The following is a 24,407-nucleotide window of genomic DNA, read 5'->3' as shown; positions in this document are numbered from 1 at the left end:
GCCCCGGTCCGCCTCGCGCGCCGGGGCCGCGTGCGTGACGATGCGTGTATGGGTGATGGTGACGCCGGACCGGGCGGGGCGATCCGGGACTCCGGTCCCGACGAGAGACTGAAGGCCAACGCGATCGGGTTCCTCGACGCGCTCGTCATCGGCCTGAACTCCACCTCGCCCGCGTACTCGCTCGCGGCCGTCATCGGCCCGATCGTGGCGCTGGCGGGGATCTACGCCCCTGGCGTCATGCTGGCGTCCTTCGTCCCGATGCTGCTGATCGCCGCCGCCTTCTACTACCTCAACAAGGTCGACCAGGACTGCGGCACGACCTTCTCCTGGGTGACCCGGGCCATGGGCCCCTGGGCGGGTTGGCTCGGCGGCTGGGCCATCGCCATGACCGGTGTCCTCGTCATCGGTTCGCTCGCCGACGTGGCCGTGCACTTCGGCCTGCTCGCCGCCGGACTCGACGGCTGGGCGGCGAACGAGTTCATCCGCCAGTCCCTCGCCGTCCTGGTGATCCTGGTGATGACCGGGATCTGCGTGATCGGCACGGAGATGTCCGCCAAGCTGCAGAACGTGCTGATCCTCGCCCAGGTGTTCTTCCTCCTGGTCTTCGCGGTCGTCGCGCTCTACCGCGTCTACGCCGGCACCAGCACACTCGACGGCACCCGGCCCTCCCTCGCCTGGCTCAACCCGTTCGGAGCGGGCGGCGCCGCCCTGACCGGCGGTCTGCTGCTCGGCGTCTTCATCTACTGGGGTTGGGAATCCGCCGTCAACCTGACGGAGGAGGTGGAGGACTCCGCGACCGCACCGGGCAGGGCGGGCATCTGGTCGACCGTGGTCCTTCTGGTCACCTACCTGTCCGTCGGCTTCGCCGTCGTCGGCTACGCGGGCACGCGGTTCCTCGCGGAGAACGCCGGCGAGGAGGAGGCCGTCTTCGCCGTCCTCGCCCACGAGGTGCTCGGCGGCTGGGACTGGCTGGTGCTGCTGGCCGTCTGCACCTCCGCGCTCGCCTCCACCCAGACCACGATCATTCCCGCCTCCCGCACCGCCCTTTCCATGGCCCGCCGGCACGCGCTGCCGCACCGCCTCGCCCACATCCACCACCGCTTCCGCACCCCGGACGTGAGCACCTGGTGGGTGGCCGGCATCGCCATCGGCTGGTACATCATCGTCAACCGGATCAGCGAGAACGCGCTCCTGGACTCGCTGACCGCGCTCTCCCTGCTCATCGCCTTCTACTACGCCCTCACCGGCCTGGCCTGCGCCATCTACTACCGCCGCCACCTGCTGGAGAACCTGCACAACTTCCTGCTCATCGGCCTCGGCCCGATCATCGGCGCCGGCCTGCTGGCGTGGCTGCTGGTGGAGTCCATCGGCGACATGTCCAACCCGGAGAACTCCGCCGGCGGAGTGTCCTGGTTCGGCCTCGGGCCGCCGCTGGTCATCGGGATCGCCATCGCCGTCGTCGGCGTCCTCGTCATGTGCTTCTGGCGGCTGCGGGACGGCACGTTCTGGCTGGAGCGGCGCGGAGTGGCCGACCCCGCGCTCGTCCACGCGGGCAAGCAGGAGGACACCCGGAAGTAGCCCGCCCGGCAGTGACCCGCGCGTAGCGGCCCGCCCGCACGGAACGCGCCCACCGCACCGCACCGAGCGGCCCCCCGTACGGAAGGAAGGAGGTACCCCCGATGTCCGTGGTCCTCGGATACGACGAATCGCCCGGCGCGGAACGGGCCCTGCAGGTCGCCCTGGAGGTCGCCACCGCCTTCGGCGAGCCCCTGGTCCTCGTCCACGGAGCGAACGCCCCCGGCGCCACCGGCGAGGAGTACCGCGCCCACCGGGAAGCCGTCCGCCAGGCCGGCCGCACCGCCCTCGCCCGGGCCGTCGCCGCCGCCGACGAGGCGGGCGTCCCCTCGACCGTGGAGATCGTCGACGACAAACCGGCGCAGGCCCTGCTCGCGGCAGCCGAACGCCACCGGGCGCGGGTCATCATCGTCGGGAGCTGGGGCGACAGCCCCATGCGGGGCGCCCTCCTCGGCTCCACCCCGCACAAGCTCCTGCACCTCTCGCCGATCCCCGTGCTGTGCGTCCCGACGGAGGCCCTGCCCTGATGACCACCCGCACGGGAGCCGGTCCGCGGCGCGGCCTGTTCTCCCCCCGGGACCGCGCCGTGATCGCCGCGGCGTCCATCTCCATGCTGCTGGTACAGATGGACTGGTTCGCCCTGAACCTGATGCTCCCCGCCATCGGTCGGGACTTCCACACCCCCTCCACCGACCTCCAATGGCTGGTCAGCGGCTACATGCTGACCCTGGGCGCCCTGATGATCACCGGTGGCCGCGCCGCCGACCTGCTCGGCCGCCGGCGCGTCCTGGTCGCGGGCCTGACCGGGTTCGCGGTCGTCTCCGTCGTGTGCGCCGCCGCCCAGGACACCGCCTGGCTCACCGCCGCCCGCGCGGTCCAGGGCTGCACCGCCGCGCTCGTCCTGCCCGTGTCCGTCGCCGTGGTCACCGCCTACTTCCGCGACGACCGCCAGGGCCGCGCCGTGGGCACCGTCCTCGCCTTCAGCGCCGTCGGCACCGCCCTCGGCCCGTTCGTCGGCGGCGTCTTCGCCGAACACCTCAGCTGGCGCGCCGTGTTCCTGCTGAACGTGCCGTTCGCCGCGGCCGCCGCCCTGCTCCTGCTGCGCCACGTCCCCGAGACCCGGGACGAGGCCGCCGGCCACGGGCTGGACGTCCCCGGCGTCCTCACCCTGGCCGGCGGCCTCAGCGCGGTCATGATCGGGGTCGACCAGGGCGGGAACTGGGGCTGGGCCGCCCCGCAGACCCTCGCCTGCCTCGCCGCGGGGGTCGCCCTGTTGGCGGTGTTCGCCGTCGTCGAACGGCGCTCCCGCGAACCCCTGCTGGACCTGGCCCTGCTGCGCAACGGGCCCTTCGTCACCGTGACCCTCGCGGGATCCCTGTCCAACATCGTGTACTGCCTGGTCGCCGTCTTCTCGGCGCTCTACCTCCAACAGGCGCGCGGGCTCTCACCGCTCGACTCCGGGCTGATCTTCCTGGCCCTGTCCGTCGGGGCCGGCTCCGCCAGCTACTGGTCGGGACATCTCGCGCTGCGCGTGCGCCCCGAGACGTTGATGGCCGGCGGCATGCTGCTCAGCGGGGTCAGCCTGTTCGTCCTGACCCAGGTCACCTCGCTCGTCGCCTACACCGCCGTCTTCGCCGTCGTCGGGATCGGCGTGGGCCTCGGCTGGGCCCTGACGAACGTGGCCACCCAGTCCTACGTCGAGGCCGGACGCCTCGCCGCGGCGTCCGGCCTCGTCCTCACCTCCCTGGTGCTGCTCGGGGCGGTCGCCGTCGCCGTGGCCTCCACCGTGCTGGAGGCGCTCAGCGGATCCGCCGCCCGCGCCGCCTCGGACGGACCCGCCATCGAGTCCGTCCTGCGCGCGGCGGCCCTGCTGTCGGTGCTCGGCGCCGCCGCACTGGCTGTCGTCGTGCGCCGCAACCCCCGCTCCGGGGCCACCCCCGGGAATACCTCTCCCACCGTGCTGTGACGATCGCCCGCGGGACCCTGCCGACGTCCCTCGTGTCGATGACGCCGCCGCACCCGATCGTGCGTGAGGGCCCCCGATGGTGCGGCACGGTCACGGGCGGACCGCCGGCGGTACCCGGTCCGCCCCGGTCAGTCCCGGAAGATCCCCGCCAGGTACGCGGCCACCCCCGCGGCCGTCGGCGGTTCGATCCGGGCCCCGAGGTAACCGTCGGGGCGCACCACGAACGCCGTCTGCCCGCGTGCTCCGTAGAGCCGGCCGAACTCGCCCCGCCCGTCGCGGTACACGGGCAGGGCGGCGGCCCCGGCGGGCGCGGTCCCGCCCTCGGTGAGGACCGCGTACGCCGCAAGCCGTCCCCGGGGCAGCCCGTCGATCAGCTCGGCGAGCTCGGGGACGCAGGGGTTCTGCGCGTCGTCGGCGTACAGCAGGAGCACGTGCTCGCGCTCCCGCAGCAGGTCGAACAGTCGCAGGGGTTGGGTGGCGACCTCCCCGAGGAGTCCGCCGCAGTCGGGCGCCCGGTCACCGGCCCGCAGTCCGTCGGGGTCCGCCGGCGCGGGTCCGGCGAGCGGGCCCCCGCGGTAGCCGACGAGGAGCTGGGCCTCCCGCATCATCAGCGTCGCCGGGTCCTCCGGGTCGGCCTGGACGCCCTCGGCGGCGTGCCGGACGGTACGCCCGACGACCTCCTCGCCGATCGGCCGCCGCTCGCCGTCGTAGCTGGCCGTCAGCGCGGGGTGGGCGCGGCCCTCGACTGCCGGGGCGAGCTTCCACACCAGGTTCCACGCGTCCTGGATGCCGGTGTTCATGCCCTGTGCCCCGGTCGGCGGATGGATGTGCGCGGCGTCCCCCGCGACGAAGACCCGCCCCTCGCCGTACCGGTCCACGATCCGGTGGCTGATCCGGAACACCGAGGACCAGCGCATGTTCGTCGCGGTCACCGGCCGTGGTGACAACCGGTCCAGGACCGCCTGGATGTGGTGCAACTCGGGGGCACGACTTCCCCCCAGCCCGTGCACGACCCCGTCACCCCCGCCCTGCCGCACGGCCCCGTCGACGAGCTCGGGCGGCACGACCATGGACATGCGGTAGCGGCCCGGCCCGGGCAGCGGGATGCAGACCAGCACGTCGTCGACGCGGCCCGCCGCGTCATGGTGCATCGACCGCACCCCGTACCCGTACGGCAGGTCCCAGCCGACCTCCACGTCCGCGAGCATGTACTCCTCGGGGAAGGCCCCGCCCTCGAAGGACAGCCCCAGCCCCTTGCGGACAGTGCTGTGCGCCCCGTCACAACCCACCAGGTACCGGACGCGCAGTTCCTCCTCGCCGCCCGGCCCGGTCAGTCGGGCCGTCACCCCCTCCGCGTCCTGGGCGAAGGACACCAGCTCGGTCCCCCGCTCGATCCGGGTCCCGAAGCGCGCCAGGTGCTCCTCCAGGATCCGCTCCGTCTCGTACTGCGGGAGCGCCGCGAAGCCGTAGGGCACCTCGGGCGGCAGGAACAGGTCGATGCGCTCCTGCTCCTCCCCGTCGATCCAGATCAGTTGCCCCCGCATCGGGACGGCCACGTCGAGCACGTCGCGCACCATCCCCATCCGGTCCCAGACCTCCAGGGTGCGCGGCTGGACGCCCACGGCCTTCGCGTACGGCAGCCGTGCCGGCAGCCGGTCGACGATCCGGCAGGACACCCCGCGTCTGCGCAGTTCCGCCGCGGCCGTGAGTCCCACCGGGCCGGCGCCCACGACCAGAACATTCGTTCCGTGAGGGTTCATCCCTCCATGGTCTGCGGAGGTCCCCGCTCCGGCCACCGCAGGGACGACCGGGCCGACGGGGGTCCGATGGTCCGTCCCCGGCCGAAGATCACGGCGCCGGACCGGGCCATTGGCCCACAGATCACGGCCTCACTTGAGCCATTGCCCCTCAGGGTGGTTATCTGTGGGGTATCCATGTACTTACGGCGCCACGCAGCGCCGGACGGCAACGAGGCCGGTCCGGACCGTGGCGCCTTCGCCGTGCCTCCACGCAGCCCACCACCCCCGGGCCGCGGGCGGGGCGGCGTGCTCCATCGCAAGGGGGGCGGCACACCGCCGTGAAGAGGATGTTCGTGGCTCCGGATCCGGGGCGTACCAGACTCAGGAACTCGACCCGGGCGGTCGTCGGAGTGGCGCTCGCCGTCACCGTGGCCGAACTGGCCGGCCTCTCCCTGACCGCGTCCATCACGGGCGGGCTCGCGGCCCTGCTCGCCCTGTTCACCGTCCTCGACGCGAACGTGCGCGCCCAGCGCGTGACCACCGCCCTGCTGCCGGTGGCCGGCTTCCCGGTGCTGGCGCTCGCCACCACCCTGCACGGCGTACCGGCCGCCCGCGACGCCGCCTTCCTGGCCGTCGTCTTCGCAGGGGTGTACGCCCGCCGCTGGGGTCCCCGCGGTCACGCCCTGGGCATCTTCGGCTTCATGATGTTCTTCGTCACCCAGTTCCTGCACGCCGTACCCGCGCAGCTGCCCGAACTGTTCGCCGCCGTCTCGCTGGCGCTGCTCTCCGCGGGCGCCGTGCGGTTCGTGCTGTGGCCCATCGAACGCCGCACCCCGCCCGCCGCCGCCCCGCCCGGCCTGCCCGGCACCGGCCTGGCCCGCCCCACCACCCGGCAGGCCTTCCAGGCCACCGCCGCCTGCGCCTTCGCCCTCGCCATCGGCCAGGTGCTGTCCGAGGACCGCTGGTACTGGGCCGTCGGAACCGCCTGGTGGATCTTCGTCAACACCGCCTCGCGCGGTGAGACCCTCGTCCGCGGATTCCGTCGGGTGCTCGGCACCGTGATCGGCATCGCTGCCGGGCTGCTGATCGCCGTACCCCTGCACGGTGCTCCCGCGCCCACCGCGGCCCTCGTCGCGGTCTGTGTCTTCGGCATCTTCTACACGGCGGCGCCCTCGTACTCCTGGATGATGTTCTTCGTCACCGTCATGGCCGGACTCCTGTACGGGCTGCTCGGCGTGCTCCACCCCGGCCTGCTGCTCCTGCGCTTCGAGGAGACCGCCGTCGGAGCCCTCGGAGCGGCCCTGGCCGTCGTCCTGATCCTCCCGGTGACCACCCACGGTGCCAACGACGCCTGGATCCAGCGCGCCCTGCACTGCGTACGGGCCGCCACCGGAGCGGCCCTGGACCGCCTCGCCGGGGACCCGGCCGCCGATCCCGGCCCGCACGCCGCCGAGCTGGAGCTGCTGCTCGCCCGCGTACGGATGGCGCTCGCCCCGCTCGTCCACCCGCTGAGCCCGCTGCGCGCCCGCAAGGCCCGGGCCCGGCAGGTCCTGTCGCTGCTCGACGACTGCGCCCGCGAGGTGCGCGGCCTCGTGGTGGTCGCCGCCGACCCGCAGGCCTCCCACGACGCCCGGTTGGCCGCGGCCTGTTGGCGGGTCGAGGCGGCCGTCGAAGCACTCACCGCCCCGTCGGGTCACGTCGGCCCGGCCACCGCCGCCGAGCCGGCCCGGCCCGCCGCGGCCGAACCCGCCCTGGCCCACCTGCACGGGCTGGAGCAGGCCCTGACGGCCCTGGCCACCCCGCTGCGCACCGATCCGCGGGCCCCGCTCGTCATCACCGCGTAGCGGCAGCCCTCAGGGGCCGGCGGAGGGGGACGCCGGGCCGGTCGACTCCGGGCCCGGCAGCTTCTTCGAGGTGCCCCCGTCGCACTGGAGACCGACGGACACCGCCGTCGTGGGCTCGCCGGCGACCGGGGTGATCGACGCGGCGTGCGCGGTCCAGTTGGCCTTGCGGAGGCTGCGCCCGCCGGGGAGGGCGGCCGGAACGGCCCGCCAGCCCCGTGCCTCCGCCTTCCCGAAGGCATCCCGCGCGGCGGCGTCGGCCGTGTCCGTCGCGTGCTCGGCGGACAGGTACTCGTGGCACTCGATCGCGATGTGGTCCTGGGGCATGCGCTGTACCTGGAGCCCGGCCTCGGCCAGGGCGGACGTCAGGTCGGCGACCGCCGCGTCCGCGGTCATCGGAGGGCCCGAGTAGCGCTCCTCCAGGGGGCCGAGGTCCGCGAGCGGGTTCACGCAGCCGCTCACCGTCGTCATCGACACCAGCGCCAAGCCCACGGCGACCGCTGTCAGTCCCACCCGCATGTGCCACTTCCTCCCCGATGTACCGCAGAAGTCTCGCACGACAAGATCACGACCGGCGGCCCCTCACGGCGCCGCCTCGCGCGCCCGCGGGGCCGGGGCCAGGCTGGTAGGGGAGCGATCGGACGCGGACGGAGGACGGCCGGTGGACACGGGAGCGAGCGACCCGGCCCGGGAGGCGGCCGGCGGATTCCTGGACAACCCCGTGGTCGGGATGTCCCCCTGGATCGTCTTCTCGCTCCTGGTGGGTCCCGGCCGCTTCGAGATCGCGGTGGCGCTCTCCCTCGCCGTCGCCCTCGTGCTGGTGATCGGCGGCCGGATCGTCAATCGGGGCAGCTCCTGGAAACTCCTGGAACTCGCCGACGTGATCTTCTTCGCGGTCCTCGCGGTCGTCGGCCTGATGGCGGACGACGGCACCCGCCGCTGGCTGGAGACCTACGCCGGTGAGGTGTCCAACATCGCGCTCGTCGTCATCGCCTTCGGCTCGATGGCGCTGCGGAATCCCTTCACCCTCCAGTACGCCCGCGAACAGGTCGACCGGGCGCACTGGGACGCCCCGGAGTTCCTGCGCGCCAACTACGTGATCACCGGCGTGTGGGGGCTGGCCTTCCTGGTGTCCGCGCTCGCCGGCGCCTACGGCGACCTGGTGCTGCGCAACCCGAACAACCTCTGGACGGGATGGATCATCCAGATCGCGGCCATCGTCGCGGCGGTCCGCTTCACGGTCTGGTACCCGAAGGTGGTGCGCGCCCGCGCGGTGGGTCGTGAACGGGGCCCGCTGTCCCCGGCCGCCCTGCTGGTGCCGGTCGCCGGGGTGCTCATCCCGGCCGGCATCGCCGTGTTGATCTTCGACGGCGACCTGTGGTGGTTGGGCGTGGCCCTGATCGTCGTCGGCAGCACCCTCACGCGGGCCCTGCACCGGAGGGCCTCGGACGCTCCCGTCGGCGACGTTCCGACCTGAGGCGACGGCGGGACCGCTCCCGTCCCGGAGCCGCGTGCCCGGCCTCCCGCCCGGTGTACCGGGCGGGTCCCGACCGACTCCCGGGCCCGGCCGGATGGTACGCCCGCAGGGTTCGCCTCCGCAGGCACACGCTCGAAGATCACTCGGAGGTGTGCTCCGGGTGTTCGCGGGGCCCTTCGTCGACCTGCCGCGTGTACAAACGGTGAGGGTTGATTGCGCGTTCGTCCGGCACGTACACAGTGGCTCTGGTCGTACAGGGGGTAACCGCCCGGAATGGAAATACTGCAGCGGCGGTCGAGCACCGCCCAGGTGTGGGAGGAAGCCGAGGAGTTCATCCGGCTCTTCCACCAGGAGAATCCCCGGGCCGGTGATCCGCGCCTGCGGCTCGCCGCGGTACGGGCCGAGCTCGCGGAGACGGGCACCTACCGGCACACCCCGGAAGAACTGGTCCACGGGGCCCGCGTGGCCTGGCGCAACAGCAACCGCTGCATAGGCAGGCTCTATTGGAATTCGCTCCGGGTGCGTGACCGGAGGGGGCTGACCGATTCCAAGGAGATCGCCGACGAGTGTTTCGAGCACCTGCGGGAGGCGACCAACCGCGGCCGGATCCGGCCCACCATCACCGTCTTCGCCCCGGACGCCCCCGACCGGCCCGGCCCGTTGATCTGGAGCGAGCAGCTCGTGCGGTACGCCGGGTACGGCGACCACCCGTCCGTGACCGTGGGCGACGCCCGCAACGGTCCGCTCACCGAAGTCCTGTTGGGGCTCGGCTGGGCCGGCGGCCCGGGCACCCCCTTCGACCTGCTGCCGCTGGTGGTCCAGGGCGTCGATGACAAGCCCCGCTGGTTCGACGTCCCCGCGGACGCCGTGCTGGAGGTGCCGATCCGCCACCCCGACGAGCGCGACGACTGGTCCGACTGGGGACTGCGCTGGCACGCCGTACCGGCCATCTCCAACATGTGCCTGGAGATCGGCGGCATCCACTACCCGGCCGCCCCCTTCAACGGCTGGTACATGGGAACCGAGATCGGCGCCCGCAACCTCGCCGACACCGACCGGTACAACCTGCTCCCCGCCGTCGCCCGCCGACTCGGCCTGGACACCTCCACCGACCGCTCGCTCTGGAAGGACCGGGCCCTGGTGGAACTCAACCGGGCGGTACTGGAGTCCTTCGACCGGGCCGGGGTCACCATCGCCGACCACCACTCCGAGTCCCGGCGGTTCCTCTCCCACCTCGAACGCGAGGAACGCAAGGGGCGGGACGTGGGGGCCGACTGGTCCTGGATCGTTCCGCCGATCTCCGGTTCCGCCACCCCGGTGTTCCACCGGACGTTCGAGGACCGGCCCAGCACCACGGCGTACGTCCACCATTCCGGAGCGCACGACCGGGCCAGAGGACGGGACTTGGTCTAGACCTTCTGTTACCGTCGGCTCCGAACGGATCCGGAACGGCGGAGAGGGGCACCGGTGAACGGCGCGGACAGTACGGACCACGGCGGCGGGCACCGGGCCTACATCGGCTCGTTCACCTCGGGGGGCGGCCGCGGCATCACCGTCGCGGCCGTGGATCCGTCGACCGGAGCGCTGACCCCGCTCTCGGTCGCCACGTTCCTGCCGGACCCTTCGTACCTGACGGTCTCCCGGTCCACCGGCACCGTCTACGCGGTGAGTGAGGCCGAGCAGGGCGCGGCGGGCGCGTTCCGTCCCACCGTGGAAGGGCTCGTCCCGGCCGGGCCCGCTGTCCGTGTGGGCGGCTCCGGCCCCACCCACCTCAGCCTGGCGGGAGACCGCCTGCTCACCGCCAACTACACCTCCGGCAGCGTCAGCAGCCTTCCCGTGGCCGCCGACGGCGGTCTTTCCGGACCGGCCTCGGTCCTCACCCACCGCGGTGCGGGGCCGGACGGTGATCGACAGGAGGCACCGCACGCGCATCAGGTGCTGCCCGACCCGTCCGGTCGCTGGGTGCTGAGCGTGGACCTCGGCACCGACTCGGTACGGGTCTGCGCCCTCGACGCGGCCACCGGAGCGCTCCGCCCGCACTCCGAGGCGCGGCTGCGCGCCGGGAGCGGGCCGCGGCACCTCGTCTTCCACCCGACCGACCCGGTCGTCCACGTCCTGCACGAGTTGGAGCCGCAGCTGACCGTCTGCCGCTGGGACGCGGAGTCCGGGCGGCTGGAACCGGTCTCCGAGGTTCCGGTCGCCTCCAGGGGCGCCTCAGGGGCCGTACGGGCCTATCCGTCCGCGGTCGTCGCCTCGCCGGACGGGCGCTTCCTGTGGGCGGCGGTGCGGGGCGCGGACGTCATCGTCACGTTCTCGCTGACCGGCGGCGCGGAAAAGCCGCAGCTCACGGGTACCGTCGGATGCGGCGGCAGCTGGCCGCGCGATCTCGCCGCCGACCCCTCGGGACGTCGCCTGTACGCGGCCAACGAGCGGTCCGGGGACGTCACCTGGTTCGACGTCGACCCGCTGAGCGGGCAGCCCCGCCGGGCGGGCTCGGTCGCGGTCCCGGCCGCCACCTGCGTGACCTTCGGCTGACGCCGCGCCCCGCGGGCCCGGGCGCGCGCGAAGGGCCCGCCCCGGTGCCGTCCCGGGTGCGGGCCCTTCGCGCGTCACGGGTCCTACTGCGAGACGGCGCCCAGGGTGATCCCGAGCGCGGCGCTGTACTGGGCGACGGCGAGCTTGCCGAGCGCCGGGTAGGCGCCGAGCACCTCGGCGGCGGCGCAGTCCGCCTCCTTGCAGGCCGAATCGAGCAGGCCCTCGGCCGCCTCGGGGCCGATCAGGTAGGGGGCCAGCGCGAGCTGCGCCGAACCGGAACCGCGCAGCTCGGCGGCCACGGACGCCACCGAGCCCTCCTGGTCGAGGGCCGCGGCCATGACGGGCACCGCGAGTCGGGCGGCCAGCAGCATTCCGGTGATGCCGGCGGCCTGGACGGCCTCCTCGCCGCCGGTGGTCGCCAGGATGATGCCGTCGGCGGCGGTGGCCACGGTGAACAGGCGCGCGCGGTCGGCGCGGGCGAGGCCGGCCTCGGAGAGGCGCACGTGCAGACCCTCGGCGAGCAGCGGGTGCGGACCGAGCACGTCGGCCAGCTCGGCGGCGGCCGAGGAGTCCATCAGCGCCTGGCGCACCCGGCGCAGCAGACCGCCGTCGGGGCCGGCCAGCAAGGGCACGACCACGGCGTCCGGGCCGGTCGGCGCGGGCACCTCGTGCCCGGCCGCGCGCGCGAACTCGGCGCGCGCGGCGCGCTCGTGCGCGACGCCGGTCAGCACGCCGGACAGTGACGGGAACTCGGCGCCCGCGGCGTCCTCGCCGTCGGTGCCCTCCAGGTAACCGATCCGGGCGTCCAGACCGGGCAGCTCGGAGCGGCCGATGCTGATGATCTCTTCCGCGAGGCCCCGCGAGGCGGCCGAGGGGGCACCGGGCACGGCGAGCACCAGCGCGGGTGCGCCCTCGGGCGCCACCGCGGGCTCGGGCCGGCGGTGCCGTCCGGTCTGGCGGGGTCGCGGCATTCGTACGGGCAGGCCATTTGCGGGCCCAGTGGGGGAGCTCATGGCGCCGCATGCTACTGGTTTATCGGAACGGGGTGTTCGGGCAGGGCCCGGGCGGGCGGCATCTGTCCGTATTTATCCGTTGAATGTCATATAAGGTTCAACTGACTGTGGGCAAGCGCCAGTCGACGGGCTGTGCTCCCTGACGGACCAGCAGGTCGTTGGTCCTGCTGAAGGGCCGCGAGCCGAAGAACCCGTTGGTCGCGGACATGGGGGAGGGGTGGACGGACTCCACCGCCGGCAGCTCGCCCAGCAGCGGCCGCAGGTTGCGGGCGTCGCGTCCCCACAGCACCGACACCAGGGGCTTGCCGCGCGCCGCGAGGGCCCGGATCGCCTGCTCGGTGACGGCCTCCCAGCCCTTGCCGCGATGCCCGCCGGTCTTGCGCGGCGCCGTCGTGAGGGCGCGGTTCAGCAGGAGCACGCCCTGTCGGGTCCACGGTGTCAGGTCGCCGTTGGCCGGGCGGGGCATGCCGAGGTCCGTGTGCAGCTCCCGGAAGATGTTGTCCAGGCTGGGCGGCACCGGTTGGACGTCGGGCGCCACCGAGAAGGACAGGCCCATCGCGTGCCCCGGGGTGGGGTACGGGTCCTGTCCGACGATGAGCACCCTGACCTCGTCGAAGGGCTGCTGGAACGCGCGCAGCACGTTCGCCCCGGACGGGAGGTAGGTTCTGCCCGCCGCGATCTCGGCGCGCAGGAAGTCGCCCATCGCGGCGACCTGCGCCGCCACCGGCTCCAGAGCCCGGGCCCAGCCCGGCTCGACGATCTCGTTCAAAGGTCTCGCTGCCACGGTTGATCACTCTAGTGGCTCAACGGGGCAACGCCTCAACCGAGCGCGGCGGCCCGCACGCACAGCACGTCCGGCAGGTGTTCGGCGAGCAACTGCCAGCTGTCGCCGTCGTCGTGGCCGGCGTACAGCTCGCCGTTGCGGTTGCCGAAGTAGATGCCCACCGGGTCGGCGTCGTCCGTGCACAGGGCGTCGCGCAGCACCGTGCCGTAGTGGTCGCCGGCCGGCAGGCCTTTCGTGAGCGGCTCCCAGGTGGCGCCCGCGTCCCGGGTGCGGAAGACCCGGCAGCGGTGCTCCGCCGGGACCCGGTCGGAGTCGGCGTTGAGCGGGAAGACGTACGCGGTGTCGGGCCGGTGCGGGTGTGCGGCCACGGCGAAGCCGAAGTCGGAGGGCAGCCCGGCGCCGATGTCGGTCCACTGCGAGCCGGCGTCGTCGCTCCGGTACACGCCCCAGTGGTTCTGGAGGTACAGCCGGTCGGTGTTCCCGGCATCCTGTGCGATCTTGTGCACGCACTGGCCGAACTCGGGGTTCGGGTCGGGCAGGAACACCGCCGAGACCCCGCGGTTGGCCGGGGACCAGCTACGCCCGCCGTCGCGGGTGCGGAACACCCCCGCGGTGGAGACGGCGACGGTGACGGCCAAGGGGTCGGTCGGGTCGGTGATCACGGTGTGCAGCCCCTCGCCGCCGCCCCCCGGCTCCCAGGCCGAGCGGCTGGGATGCTCCCACAGGGGGCGCACCAGCTCGAAGGACTCGCCGCGGTCGGTCGAGCGGAACAGGGCGGCCGGTTCGGTTCCCGCGTAGACCACGTCGGGGGCCTCCGGGCCGGCCGGGTGCAGTTGCCAGACGCGCTCCAGGGACGCACCCGTGTCCTGCGGGAACCTCACGGCTGCAGCGGCCGGTTCGCGCCAGTTCGCGCCGAGGTCGTCGGAGCTGAAGACGGAGGGGCCCCAGTGGGTGCTGTCGCCGCCGACCAGCAGTCGCGGCGCGGGTCCCCGGCGGTCGATCGCGACCGCGGACACGGCCTGGGCGTTGAAATGGGGGCCGTCGAACTTCCAGGGGCCGGTGCCCGCGCGTCGTCCGATGAAGAGCCCCTTGCGGGTGCCCACGAGCAGTAGCACGTCGGTCATGGCCGACACCTCCGGACGTCCTTGTCCTTCACGACAGCTTTCCAGCCAGTCTGCACCCACCCACCGACAGGGGCCGTGCGGCGCGCGGCACCTCCGTCTCATTGTACGAGAAAACTCGTACTACGAGAGATTCCGTAGTACGGTACATCTCGTACTTAGCGCCGATCCCCGGTGCGCGTCCGGTCACGTCTGGAGAGCCCCATGAGTGCTGCACCCGCCGCCTTCACCGCCCTGTTCCAGCCCTACGCCCTGCGTTCGGTGACCGTCCCGAACCGCGTCTGGATGGCCGCGATGTGCCAGTACAGCGCCGAGCCCACGGGCCCCGGCGCCGGCGTCGCCACCGACTGGCACTTCGCGCACTACGCGGCCCGCGCCACCGGCGGCACCGGCCTCATCATCCAGGAGGCCACCGCCGTTTCCCCCGCCGGTCGGATCTCCCCCTACGACCTGGGCATCTGGAACGACACCCAGGTCGAGGCGCTCCGCCGGATCACCACCTTCCTCAAGGCGCGGGGAACCGTCCCCGGCATCCAGATCGCCCACGCAGGGCGCAAGGCGTCCACCGACCGGACCTGGAAGGGCGGCGGGCCCGTCGGTCCGGAGGCGCACGGCTGGCAGCCGGACGCCCCCAGCGCGGTCCCGTTCGCCGAGGGCCACCCGGTGCCGCACGAACTCACCCCCGACGAGATCCGTACGATCATCGGCGAGTTCGCCGCCGCCACCCGCCGCGCCCTCGCCGCGGGCTACGAGGTCGTCGAGATCCACGGCGCCCACGGCTACCTCATCGGTGAGTTCCTCTCCCCGCACAGCAACCGGCGCACCGACTCCTACGGCGGCTCCTTCGAGAACCGCACCCGCTTCGCCCTCGAAGTCGTCGAGGCCGTCCGCGCCGCATGGCCCGAGGGACTCCCGCTGTTCTTCCGCATCTCCGCCACCGACTGGCTGGAGCGGGACGGCTGGACCGCCGACGACACCGTCCGACTGGCCGGGCTCCTCCGGGCGCGCGGCGTCGACCTGCTCGACGTCTCGACCGGCGGCCTCGCCCCCGGCGTGACGATCCCGCTCGGCCCCGGCTACCAGGTGCCGTTCGCCGCCCGCGTCAAGGCGGAGACGAGCCTGCCGGTGGCCGCCGTCGGCCTGATCACCGAACCCGAACACGCGGAGAAGATCCTCGCCAACGGCGAGGCGGACGCCGTGCTGCTCGGCCGGGAACTGCTCCGGGACCCGCACTGGGCCCGCCGGGCGGCCCGCGAACTCGGCGCGGAGATCCCCACGCCGGAGCCCTACCACCGCGCCTGGTGAACCGGTGCGGCGCGGCGGCCCCCACGCACCGCGCCGCACCCCGACCCGTCCTACGACGTTTCTCGTACGATGGGCCCGCGGCGGGTCCGGTGCCCCCCGGCCCACCGACCGACCGAACGAGCGGAGCAGGACATGACGGAACGTGACGCGGCCCGTGTCCTCGAACACCCCGAGCCGGCGGCGATCCGGCTGGAAGGGGTCCTCCACGCGCTCTCCGACCCGCTCCGGCTGTCCATCGTCCGGGACCTCGCGGCCTCGGAGGCCGAACTGGCCTGCTCCCACTTCGACCTGCCGGTCACCAAGTCGACGACGACCCACCACTTCCGCGTCCTGCGCGAGAGCGGGGTCGTGCGCCAGACCTACCGCGGCACCGCCAAGATGAACGGCCTGCGCAGCGCCGAACTCCAGAGCCTCTTCCCCGGCCTGCTGGACAGCGTCCTCATGGCGGCCGACGCCGAGGCGTCCCGCCTGACCGGAACGGCCCGAAGCTAGGGCCGGGCGTCCATGCGGTGCATGATCCGGCCGTCCGGGCCGAAGACGTCCATGAAGTAGCCGTTCTTGAAGAAGGCCCCCTCCTTGGTCGTCAGATGGGTCATGACCGAGGCCGACTGGACGTCGAAGCGGGTGCTGTCGTCGTTGCGGGTCCGCACGACCACCCGGGGCACGCCCTCCGGCCCGCCCTCGATCCGGATTCCGTACACGTCCGGGTCACCGCCGGCCGCCCGGTAGCGCTCGGCCAGGGCCGTCGCCTCCTGGGGGACGGCCGTCGTCGTGGCCGTCGGGCCGGGTACGGCCTGCGTCCGGGGCTCCTCCGTGCAGCCCACCAGCAGCGTGGCTCCCGCCAGCGCGGCCAGTGCCGCGTACGTACCCCGTCGTGCGGTGTGTCCCATCGCCAACTCCCCTGATCGGTAAAGGATTCGGCGACCCTACGCGAGGCCCGCCGCGCCCCGGAGGCCGGCCCAGTCGGGGATCTTCACCGAGCGGCGTCCCAGAGAGCGGCCGAGTTCCGCCTCGGCCGTCTCGATGGCCAGCCATCCGGGCCACTCCACCGGTCGCAGCCCGGCCGCGCGCAGCGCGTCCAGCGGGTCCCGGGGGAGTTCGCGGCGCGCGAGTGCGCCCGCGTCCTGGAGCAGCGAGGACACCGTCTCCTTGGCGCAGGGCCGGTTCGTCCCGATCACCCCGGTCGGTCCGCGCTTGATCCAGCCCGCCACGTACTCGCCGACCGAGGCGCGGCCCGCGCGCAGCACCCGGCCCGCCGCGTGCGGCACGGTCCCCCGCGCCCCGTCGAAAGGCAGCCCGGGCAGCGGCACTCCCAGGTACCCCACCGAACGCAGCACCAGTTCGGCCGGGAGGTCCTCGTACGCGCCCGTGCCCGTGACGCCGCCCCGGCCGTCGGGGGAGGTCCGCTCGCAGCGCAGGGCCCGCACCCGGCCGTCCGGCCCGCCCAGCACCTCCACGGGCCGCAGGTGGAACCGCAGGGTGAGGAGCCGGGCCTGCCCGGCACCCGCCCCCGGTCCGGTCCAGCCGCGCAGCACCTCGACGTTGCGCCGGGCCACCGCGGGCAGGGCCGCCGCCGCGACGGGGTCCGCGTACGCCGGGTCGAGGGCCGCCTCCGCGGCGTCGACCCGGATCCCGACGCCCGGCAGCGTGCCCAGTTCGCGGAGTTCCTTGGTCGTGAACCGGCCCTGCGAGGGGCCGCGCCGGGCCACCATGGACACCTCGCGCACCCCGCTGTCGCCGAGCGCGCCGAGCGCCGGCTGGGGCATGTCGGTCGGCATCAGCTCCGCCGCGCCCCGGGCCAGGATCCGGGCCACGTCCACGGCGACGTTCCCCGCGCCGACGACCACGGCCGAGCGGACGCCGCTCAGGTCGAAGGAAGCGGCGTCCGGATGGCCGCTGTACCAGGACACGAAGGCCGTGGCGGAGTGCACACCGGCCAGCTCCTCGCCGGGGATGCCGAGCAGCCGGTCGCGGGCGGCGCCCACGCAGTAGACGACGGCGTGGTAGAGCTCCGACAGCCGGGCCGTGGAGAGCGGCCCGGAGCCGACCTCGACGTTGCCGAGGAAGCGGATCCGGTCCTCCTCCAGGACGGTGCGCAGGCTTCCGGTCAGTGATTTGATCTTCTCGTGGTCGGGGGCCACCCCGTACCGTACGAGGCCGTACGGGGCCGGCAGCCGGTCCAGCACGTCGACCCGTACGCCGGGCACCTCGCGCTGCTGGACCAGTGCCTGGGCGGCGTAGACCCCGCTCGGGCCCGAACCGACGACGGCGACACGAAGCACGGCGGAGCTCCTCCCGCAGGTGCAATCAGAATGACACCGACCCCCGGAGCCGTCAGCCCATCGCGCGCATCCGGTGGATCTCGGCGCTCTGGGTGGCCACCACCTCGGTCGCCATCTCCTCGACGGCCAGGTTGTTGCCCCCGGAGAGCGCCTCGCCCGCCATCTTCAGGGCGCCCTCGTGGTGCGCGGTCATCAGCGTCAGGAAGAGCCGGTCGAAGTCGGCACCCCTGGCGTCGCGCAACTGCTCCAGCTGCTGGGGCGTCGCCATGCCGGGCATGGCCCCGTGGTCGTGGCCCCCGGCGCCGGCGTCGGGGGCGGGGTGCCGGGCGACCCATTTCTCCATGGCGCCGATCTCGGGTCCCTGGGCGGCCGCGATCCGCTCCGCGACCCGCTTGACCCCGTCCGCGGAAGCGCGTTCCGGGGCCAGCGCGCTCATCGCGAGGGCCTGGCGGTGGTGCTCGGTCATGTTGCGCACGTACGCGTGGTCGGCGGCGTTGGGGCTGTCGTCGGGGCGTTCCCGCGCGGCCTGTTCGGGGGTGAGGGTACGGGCCTTCTCGCCCGGCCTGCCGGGCGCGACCACCACCGTCGCCCCGTCGCCCACCGCGTCGGCGGCGCCGTCGTCCTCGCAACCGGTGAGCGTGAGGAGGAGTCCGGCGGCCAGCGCCGCCGCCAGGAATCGGCCGACCAATGCATTTGCCATGTCCATGGAAACGACGATACTGCCGGGGTCCAGGTTCCGTTCCCACGAGGAGCGGGACGTTCGGGCCCCCACGGGAGGCACAGTGACCTCGCTGCACACCGTCAGAGTGCGCCACCGGAGTCTGGGGGTGGCCTTGGCCGCCGCAGGACTCCTCACCACGCTCCTCGCGACCGCCGGACCGGCGGCCGCCACCCCCGACCCCGGGGACTTACGGCCGGGTGCCGGCTCGGGAGGGAGCGCCGCTTCCGCCCCGGACCGCGAACTCGCCCCCGGCGAGATCCCCGGCCAGGACGAGATCGTCCACAGCCGCAACATCAAACCGTTGGCCAACATCCCCAGTGCCAACCCCGACGGCATCAACACCGACCTGGCGTTCGAGGGCCGGTACGCCTACGCGGGCAACTACGACGGCTTCACCGTCTACGACATCGCCAATCCCAAGTCCCCGAAGGTGGTCAGCCAGGTCCTGTGCCCGGGCGGCCAGAACGACATCTCCGTCTCCGGCGACCTGCTCTTCCTGTCCACGGACTCCTCGCGCAGCGACGACTCCTGCAACAGCGTCTCGCAGCCCGCGACGGAGAAGTCCTCCTGGGAGGGCATCAAGATCTTCGACATCAAGGACAAGAAGAACCCGAGGTACATCAAGTCCGTCGAGACCGCCTGCGGCTCCCACACGCACACGCTGGTGCCGGGCGGCCGTGACCTCTACCTCTACGTCGCCTCCTACTCCCCGAACGAGGCCTTCCCGGACTGCAAGCCCCCGCACGACGGCATCTCCGTGGTGAAGGTGCCCAAGAAGGCCCCCACCAAGGCCGCCGTCGTCGGCTTCCCCGTCCTCTTCCCGGACGGCGGCAACCCGGGCGCGCCCGCCAACCCGGGGGTCTCGAAGACCACCGGCTGCCACGACATCACGGTGCTGCCCTCCAAGAACCTGGCCGCCGGCGCCTGCATGGGCGACGGCATCCTCTTCGACATCACCAGGCCGGAACAGCCCCGGGTGATCGACCGGGTCCAGGACAACGTGAACTTCGCCTTCTGGCACTCGGCCACCTTCAACGAGCGCGCCAACAAGGTGGTGTTCACCGACGAACTCGGCGGCGGTGGCGGCGCCACCTGCAACGAGGCGACGGGACCGAACCGGGGAGCCGACGGCATCTACGACATCACGGGCCGAGGCGACCAGCGCAAGCTCGTCTTCAAGAGCTACTTCAAGATCCCGCGCCACCAGGCCGACACCGAGAACTGCGTCGCCCACAACGGCTCGCTGATCCCGGTCGGCGGCGGCCGCGACATCATGGTCCAGGCCTGGTACCAGGGCGGCGTCTCGGTGTGGGACTTCACCGACTCCACCCGCCCCAAGGAGATCGGCTACTTCGAACGCGGCCCGCTGACCACCGACGCACTCGGCCTCGGCGGCTCCTGGTCGGCGTACTACTACAACGGGCACATCTACTCGAACGACATCGTCAAGGGCCTCGACGTGCTGCGGCTCGACGACTGGCGCACCGACAGCGCCAAGTGGGTGCGGATGGACCGCCTCAACGTACAGACCCAGCCCGACTACCGCTGACCCCGGCCGCGCCGGTCCTCGCGCGCGCCACCGTCACACGAACGTTCCGCCGGGCGGTCCGCCGTCCGGCGGGACACCGAGCTCCCAGTCCAGTCCGTACCGCTGGAACAACTCGGCGCGCAGCCGGGGCCCGGGCATCGGGGCCCCCGGCAGCAGGACCGCGACCACCGCCCCCATCAGCAGGGCCCGCAACAGCGGGTAGTCCGCGTCCACGTCGGCCGAACCGTACCGGGCGAGGGTGTCCCGGAGCAGCTCCGCGAGGCGCTGCTGCTCCGGGCACCGGATGAACCCTTCGGCCGTGAGGATGCCCGCCATGTGCGTGCGCATCAGCCGCGGGTGGTCCCGGGCCAACCCGAGGACCGCGTCGATCGCCCGGGCGAGCCGCTCGCGGCCGTCCGTGCTCCGCGGCTCCCGTTCCAGCGCCGCTTCCAGCGTCAGGTGCATCAACCGGTGCACGGCGGACTGCAGGAGCTGCCGCTTCCCCGGGAAGTAGTACGAGACCAGGCCGCGGGCGGCGCCGGCGCGGTCGGCGATGTCGCCGAGCGTCGTGGCCTCGAAGCCCCGCTCGGACACCAGCTCGACCGTGGCCTGCAGCAGCCGCTCCCGGGAACGTCTGCGCAATTCTTCATTGACCGATGCGCTGCGCGGGGACATGCTTACTCCTGCGTTGACTGGCTCCGGGCCAATATACTCAGCGCACGGTGTCGTCTGTTCGGGGCGACGCGGGGGATCGCCCCGGGCAGGCACACCGGCACGCCGCGAGCGCCACCAGGGCAACCAGGGCCACGCCCAGGAGCCAGCCCGCGAGGACGTCCGAGAACCAGTGGACTCCGAGGTAGAGCCGGGTGAAGCCGACCCCGAGCACGGAGACCACGGCCACCGCCCACGCGCCGTACAGCACCGGCCGCGCGACCGTCCGCGGCATCAGCCACAGCAGCAGTCCGCACACGACCGTGGCCGTCATCGCGTGCCCCGAGGGGTAGGCCGCGTACTGCGCGGAGTCGACGGGATCCGGCCACTGCGGGCGCTCCCGGCCGACGGCGGCCTTCAGGCCCTGCTGCACCGCCGAGGCCACCAGCGTGCCCGCCGCCACGCACACGGCGCGGACGCGGTCCCCGTGCCACCACAGCCAACCGAAGGCCACCGCGGCCAGGGCCCGCATGGTCCAGGGGTCCCAGATCCAGTCGCTCAGTACCCGCATCAGGCCGGTGACCGCGGTGTGGGAGACGGCGTACGGGTGCAGCGCCCCCGCGACCTCCTCGTCGAAGCCGATGAGCGGCTGCCACCCGACCACCACCAGGCAGGTCAGTACGGCCGCGGCCGACGCGCAGGCCGCCCCCGCTTTTCCCAGCACGTTGTTCCGCATGCCCCGATCCTCGCAGCAAGCGGAACTCCTCCCTCACCTCAGCGCGCTGAGTCCCGGTACGAAGGCGACCAGCAGCGGCACCGCGGGCACCAGGGTGGCCAGCGCCGTGAGGCGCAGCCGGCGGCTCGGGGACAGCCGGGGCGAGGCCGACAGCAGCCGCCGCACGCGCTGCGGCACGTGGGCCTGCGCGGTGGGGGAGGGGCCGAAGACCCCACGGTCCTCGTTCAGGCCGACCAGCGCCAGCGCGATCGTCAGGCGCCCGTAGCGCCGTGAGGCCACGTCGTCGGCGGCCAGCTCGACCAGCCGGTGCATCTCCGCCTCGAACGCCGCGAACACCGGCACCTGCGGGAACCCCCGCGACAGCGCCCGCGAGCAGTGCAGCAGCCAGTCGTGCCGGGCCGCCGCGTGCCCCTGCTCGTGCGCCAGTACGGCGTCCAGCTGGCTGCCCTTGAGCCGGCCCAGCGCCGCCGTCGTCACCACCAGCTGCGGTACCGCACCGGGCTGCCACCAGGCTTCCGGTCGCGGCCCCTCCAGGACGACGAGCCGACCGGCCGCCGGCTCCTCGCCGGGCAGGAGCGGCGCACGGACGGACAGCTCGGCGTCCCGGGCGCGCCGCCGGGCCCGGGCCCGCAGCACCTCCCGGGTCAGCATCGCGCCGGTCCACAGGCCCCCGCACGCCAGTGCCAGGGCGGTGCCGGTGGCCCACGGGCCGCCCGCCGCCCCCAGCGCGTAGGCGTCGACGACCCCGTGCGGGGCCGCCGCGAACAGCCGACCTCGTACGGCCTGCCAGGCGGCGGCCGCGCTCAGCAGCATCGACAGGGCCAGGCACAGGAGCGTCGCGCCGACCACGCACTGCCACGCCCACAGCGCGACGACGGGTTCTCGATCGGGCCATTGGGCCCGGGCCAGGAGTCGGGGTGCGAGCACCGCGGTCAGTGCGCCGAGCAGGAGGAGAACGGCGGGGACCATCATGGCCGCCAGCCTATGAGCGCACCCCCGCCCGCCGGTACGGTCCTGGGGTATTGGTGACGCAGGACACGTCCCGGGTCGCGCCGGCACCCCGTGACCCGCGGCCCCCCGCGGCGAGGCCGTCACATCGTCAGCAGCATCGCCAACATCCCCGTACCCATGGCGAGTCGACACGCGGGGATGAGGTCCCCGGGGCCGCCCGCCGGCACGACGGACCGCTCGCCGCCGGCCGCGCCGACGGGCTCGCCGTCCCCGGCCGCCACCAGCCGGGCTCCGCCCAGCAGCACGTAACCCGCGTAGTAGAGGAGCAGGGCGCCCGTCACCGCCGGCAGTCCGGCCCGGCCGTGCCCGTGCCCGGCGGTCATCGACAGCGCCATGTAGGTCATCGCCAGCGAGCCGACCAGGTGGTGCGCGTGGTGGGCCCCGCCGCGCAGCATCCACAGGGCGTGCAGCGTCGCCCCGCCGAACACGCCGAGGAGGATCCCGGGCCCCCACGCACCTGTCCCCGAGGGCACGGCCATCGCCGCCATCCCGAAACCCATCACGGCCTCGCCGGCCGCCGGCCCGCGCTCGGGGCGTCCCGCTCTGCGCGCCCGCAGCAGACAGTACGCACCGCTCACCGCGCACAGCAGCACGAGCAACCAGGCGGACAGCGCGGAGGCGGAGGAGGAGAACGGCATGGCGGGACCGTGCACGGCGGAACCTCCCGGTTCGTCGGCGTCACGGGAAGGAATGCCCGCCCGACACCGCGCTCACGCCGCTCCGCGCTACGCTCTCCGTGCCCCACCAGGCATGTCATATGCCACCGCGTCGAACGGAGCGCCCGATGTCCACCGCACAGCCCGCCGCCCTCAGCTTCCGTGCCGCCGTGGAGGCGGACGTACCGGAACTGGTGACGCTCGTCGAATCCGCCTACCGCGGCGACGCCAGCCGGGCGGGCTGGACCACCGAGGCCGACTACCTGGACGGGCAGCGCACCGACCCGGAAGGGGTTCGCGCGATCATCGAGAACAAGGACGGCGTGCTGCTCGTCGTCGAGCGCGCGGGCGGGATCGTCGCCTGCTGCCAGCTCGAACACCGCGGGGAATACGCCTACTTCGGCATGTTCGCCGTCCGCCCGGGCCTCCAGGGCGGCGGGCTCGGCAAGGAGATCCTGGCCGAGGCGGAACGCCGCGCCCGCGAGATGTGGGGGGCCGAGGAGATGCGGATGACGGTGATCAACGTACGGGAGGAGCTCATCGCCTACTACGTGCGCCGCGGGTACGTGCGCACCGGCGAACTGAGCCCCTTCCCCTACGGCGACGCGCGCTTCGGCGAGCCGCGCCGCGACGACCTGGCCTTCGAGCTGCTGGTCAAGTCGCTCTGAGGCACTGCGGGTCCGAGCCGTCCCGTGGGCCGGCCGTTCCGTTCCACGGGCCGTGCGGTCGGGCCGTCCGGTCAGGCCGTGAAGCGGCCCGTGCTGCGGATCTCCGGGAGGCCGGTGACGGCGCCGTCCAGTTGCAGGGCGCGCGCCAGCCGTAGCCGGTCCAGGGTGTCGACCGTCCAGCCCGTCACCCGCAGTCCGGCCGCGTGCGCCGCCTCCACGGTCTCCAGGGTGACGCGGCGGATGTCGAGGTCGAGCGTCCGCGCCCCCGCGGCCAGGCCCCGATCGACGACGTCCGCCCCGTGCCGCTCCGCGTGCAGCACCGTCCGCACGCCCGGCGCGAGATGGGCCACGGTGGTGAGCACCGCTCCGTCGCGTGAGGCCACCTCCACCCGCGAGGTCAGGTCCCGGCGCACCAGGAGCTCCGCGAGCGCCGCCCCGGTGCGCTGGTCGGGCACCGAGATCCGCAGCGGGACCCCGACCGCGTCCAGCACCTCCTCCGGGAGGGGCGGGCGCTCGCCCTGCCCGGCGTCCAGGGCGCGCAGCTCGGCGAGGGTCAGGTCGGCGACGGCGCCGGTGCCGTCGGTGGTCCGGTCCACTTCCGCGTCGTGCAGGACGACGAGGGCGCCGTCCTTGCTGAGGCGCAGGTCCAGCGCGATGACGTCCATCCCGCAGCGTTCCGCGCGGACGAACGACCGCAGGGTGTTCTCCGGTTCGACACCCATGACCCCGCGATGACCGATGGTGAGGAAAGTCAAGGTTCTCTCGCTTCCGTCGACGGCGGCTCCCCGCGCGGTCGCG

Annotated in this window: 24 protein-coding genes; 11 read left to right on the top strand and 13 right to left on the bottom strand. The window is 73.5% G+C overall.

What is annotated here, in order from left to right; genetic code table 11:
* Positions 1–48 precede the first annotated feature (48 nt).
* The 3 genes from ACZ58N_RS02670 to ACZ58N_RS02660 all read left to right on the top strand — a co-directional run bounded on the left by ACZ58N_RS02670 (position 49) and on the right by ACZ58N_RS02660 (position 3,541).
* Positions 49–1,578, top strand: coding sequence for an APC family permease (locus ACZ58N_RS02670; protein WP_471154715.1), 1,530 nt, complete (start codon positions 49–51; stop codon positions 1,576–1,578).
* A 101-nt stretch (positions 1,579–1,679) separates the two neighbouring features.
* Entirely contained in the window at positions 1,680–2,102 is a 423-nt protein-coding gene (locus tag ACZ58N_RS02665) for a universal stress protein (RefSeq protein ID WP_471154712.1), read from the top strand.
* Positions 2,102–3,541: an MFS transporter gene (locus ACZ58N_RS02660; RefSeq protein ID WP_471154709.1), complete on the top strand. Its 1,440-nt coding sequence runs from the start codon at positions 2,102–2,104 to the stop codon at positions 3,539–3,541. The genes ACZ58N_RS02665 and ACZ58N_RS02660 overlap by 1 nt, the downstream gene beginning before the upstream one ends.
* A 128-nt stretch (positions 3,542–3,669) precedes the next feature.
* Here the strand turns inward: ACZ58N_RS02660 and ACZ58N_RS02655 are convergent, their stop codons facing one another.
* Entirely contained in the window at positions 3,670–5,301 is a 1,632-nt protein-coding gene (locus ACZ58N_RS02655; protein ID WP_471154707.1) for an FAD-dependent monooxygenase, read from the bottom strand.
* 326 nt (positions 5,302–5,627) lie between these two features.
* Between ACZ58N_RS02655 and ACZ58N_RS02650 the strand changes: the two genes are divergently transcribed.
* Entirely contained in the window at positions 5,628–7,124 is a 1,497-nt protein-coding gene (locus ACZ58N_RS02650; RefSeq protein ID WP_471155208.1) for an FUSC family protein, read from the top strand.
* A 9-nt stretch (positions 7,125–7,133) separates the two neighbouring features.
* Here the strand turns inward: ACZ58N_RS02650 and ACZ58N_RS02645 are convergent, their stop codons facing one another.
* Positions 7,134–7,640 carry a hypothetical protein gene (locus ACZ58N_RS02645; protein ID WP_471154704.1) on the bottom strand — a complete coding sequence of 169 codons (507 nt, stop codon included), beginning with the start codon at positions 7,638–7,640 and terminating at the stop codon, positions 7,134–7,136.
* A 142-nt stretch (positions 7,641–7,782) separates the two neighbouring features.
* On the opposite strand from ACZ58N_RS02645, the gene ACZ58N_RS02640 reads away from it, so the two are divergent.
* The 3 genes from ACZ58N_RS02640 to ACZ58N_RS02630 all read left to right on the top strand — a co-directional run bounded on the left by ACZ58N_RS02640 (position 7,783) and on the right by ACZ58N_RS02630 (position 11,133).
* Entirely contained in the window at positions 7,783–8,598 is an 816-nt protein-coding gene (locus tag ACZ58N_RS02640) for a hypothetical protein (RefSeq protein WP_471154702.1), read from the top strand.
* Between the two features lie 273 nt (positions 8,599–8,871).
* Positions 8,872–10,011: a nitric oxide synthase oxygenase gene (locus tag ACZ58N_RS02635; protein WP_471154700.1), complete on the top strand. Its 1,140-nt coding sequence runs from the start codon at positions 8,872–8,874 to the stop codon at positions 10,009–10,011.
* 54 nt (positions 10,012–10,065) lie between these two features.
* Entirely contained in the window at positions 10,066–11,133 is a 1,068-nt protein-coding gene (locus ACZ58N_RS02630; protein WP_471154698.1) for a lactonase family protein, read from the top strand.
* A gap of 83 nt (positions 11,134–11,216) precedes the next feature.
* Here ACZ58N_RS02630 and ACZ58N_RS02625 read toward each other — a convergent pair whose 3' ends face one another.
* The 3 genes from ACZ58N_RS02625 to ACZ58N_RS02615 form a co-directional block, all read right to left on the bottom strand.
* Positions 11,217–12,146, bottom strand: a complete 930-nt coding sequence (locus ACZ58N_RS02625) for a sirohydrochlorin chelatase (RefSeq protein WP_471154695.1) — start codon at positions 12,144–12,146, stop codon at positions 11,217–11,219.
* Positions 12,147–12,243: 97 nt separating this feature from the next.
* Positions 12,244–12,930, bottom strand: coding sequence for a uracil-DNA glycosylase (locus ACZ58N_RS02620; RefSeq protein WP_385571435.1), 687 nt, complete (start codon positions 12,928–12,930; stop codon positions 12,244–12,246).
* A 35-nt stretch (positions 12,931–12,965) separates the two neighbouring features.
* Positions 12,966–14,054 (bottom strand): WD40/YVTN/BNR-like repeat-containing protein, encoded by a 1,089-nt coding sequence (locus ACZ58N_RS02615; protein ID WP_471154693.1) that lies wholly within the window; start codon positions 14,052–14,054, stop codon positions 12,966–12,968.
* Between the two features lie 201 nt (positions 14,055–14,255).
* On the opposite strand from ACZ58N_RS02615, the gene ACZ58N_RS02610 reads away from it, so the two are divergent.
* Together ACZ58N_RS02610 and ACZ58N_RS02605 are read left to right on the top strand one after the other, a co-directional pair.
* Positions 14,256–15,356, top strand: coding sequence for an NADH:flavin oxidoreductase/NADH oxidase (locus ACZ58N_RS02610; RefSeq protein WP_471154690.1), 1,101 nt, complete (start codon positions 14,256–14,258; stop codon positions 15,354–15,356).
* A gap of 132 nt (positions 15,357–15,488) precedes the next feature.
* Complete coding sequence (locus tag ACZ58N_RS02605) at positions 15,489–15,848, top strand: ArsR/SmtB family transcription factor (RefSeq protein ID WP_471154688.1); 360 nt, start codon at positions 15,489–15,491, stop codon at positions 15,846–15,848.
* On the opposite strand, the gene ACZ58N_RS02600 is transcribed toward ACZ58N_RS02605, so the two are convergent.
* The 3 genes from ACZ58N_RS02600 to ACZ58N_RS02590 are packed head-to-tail and all read right to left on the bottom strand — an operon-like array spanning position 15,845 to position 18,344.
* The gene (locus ACZ58N_RS02600) at positions 15,845–16,246 is read right to left on the bottom strand and encodes a hypothetical protein (protein WP_471154687.1); all 402 of its coding nucleotides are present in this window, start codon (positions 16,244–16,246) and stop codon (positions 15,845–15,847) included. The two genes, ACZ58N_RS02605 and ACZ58N_RS02600, sit on opposite strands and share 4 nt — an antisense overlap.
* A 36-nt stretch (positions 16,247–16,282) precedes the next feature.
* Positions 16,283–17,638 carry an FAD-dependent oxidoreductase gene (locus ACZ58N_RS02595; RefSeq protein WP_471154684.1) on the bottom strand — a complete coding sequence of 452 codons (1,356 nt, stop codon included), beginning with the start codon at positions 17,636–17,638 and terminating at the stop codon, positions 16,283–16,285.
* A gap of 52 nt (positions 17,639–17,690) precedes the next feature.
* The gene (locus ACZ58N_RS02590; protein ID WP_471154682.1) at positions 17,691–18,344 is read right to left on the bottom strand and encodes a DUF305 domain-containing protein; all 654 of its coding nucleotides are present in this window, start codon (positions 18,342–18,344) and stop codon (positions 17,691–17,693) included.
* Between the two features lie 76 nt (positions 18,345–18,420).
* Between ACZ58N_RS02590 and ACZ58N_RS02585 the strand changes: the two genes are divergently transcribed.
* Positions 18,421–19,908: an LVIVD repeat-containing protein gene (locus ACZ58N_RS02585; protein WP_471154680.1), complete on the top strand. Its 1,488-nt coding sequence runs from the start codon at positions 18,421–18,423 to the stop codon at positions 19,906–19,908.
* A 33-nt stretch (positions 19,909–19,941) separates the two neighbouring features.
* Here ACZ58N_RS02585 and ACZ58N_RS02580 read toward each other — a convergent pair whose 3' ends face one another.
* The 4 genes from ACZ58N_RS02580 to ACZ58N_RS02565 all read right to left on the bottom strand — a co-directional run bounded on the left by ACZ58N_RS02580 (position 19,942) and on the right by ACZ58N_RS02565 (position 22,923).
* On the bottom strand, positions 19,942–20,562 hold the full coding sequence (locus tag ACZ58N_RS02580; protein WP_471154678.1) for a TetR/AcrR family transcriptional regulator: 621 nt from the start codon (positions 20,560–20,562) through the stop codon (positions 19,942–19,944).
* A gap of 37 nt (positions 20,563–20,599) precedes the next feature.
* A complete protein-coding gene (locus tag ACZ58N_RS02575; protein WP_471154676.1) occupies positions 20,600–21,274 on the bottom strand; it encodes a phosphatase PAP2 family protein in 675 nt (224 codons plus the stop codon).
* A 33-nt stretch (positions 21,275–21,307) separates the two neighbouring features.
* On the bottom strand, positions 21,308–22,246 hold the full coding sequence (locus tag ACZ58N_RS02570) for a M56 family metallopeptidase (RefSeq protein ID WP_471154673.1): 939 nt from the start codon (positions 22,244–22,246) through the stop codon (positions 21,308–21,310).
* A gap of 119 nt (positions 22,247–22,365) precedes the next feature.
* Positions 22,366–22,923 (bottom strand): DUF5134 domain-containing protein, encoded by a 558-nt coding sequence (locus ACZ58N_RS02565; protein WP_471154671.1) that lies wholly within the window; start codon positions 22,921–22,923, stop codon positions 22,366–22,368.
* A 146-nt stretch (positions 22,924–23,069) separates the two neighbouring features.
* Here ACZ58N_RS02565 and ACZ58N_RS02560 point away from each other — a divergent pair, with 146 nt between their 5' ends.
* Positions 23,070–23,609: a GNAT family N-acetyltransferase gene (locus ACZ58N_RS02560; RefSeq protein ID WP_471154668.1), complete on the top strand. Its 540-nt coding sequence runs from the start codon at positions 23,070–23,072 to the stop codon at positions 23,607–23,609.
* Between the two features lie 71 nt (positions 23,610–23,680).
* Here ACZ58N_RS02560 and ACZ58N_RS02555 read toward each other — a convergent pair whose 3' ends face one another.
* On the bottom strand, positions 23,681–24,364 hold the full coding sequence (locus ACZ58N_RS02555) for a glycerophosphodiester phosphodiesterase (protein ID WP_471154666.1): 684 nt from the start codon (positions 24,362–24,364) through the stop codon (positions 23,681–23,683).
* Positions 24,365–24,407 lie beyond the last annotated feature (43 nt).

Source organism: Streptomyces sp. NPDC040432 (assembly GCF_055595445.1).
The sequence above is the reverse complement of the archived record's forward strand: the minus strand, read 5'-3'. Positions and strand labels throughout refer to the sequence as shown.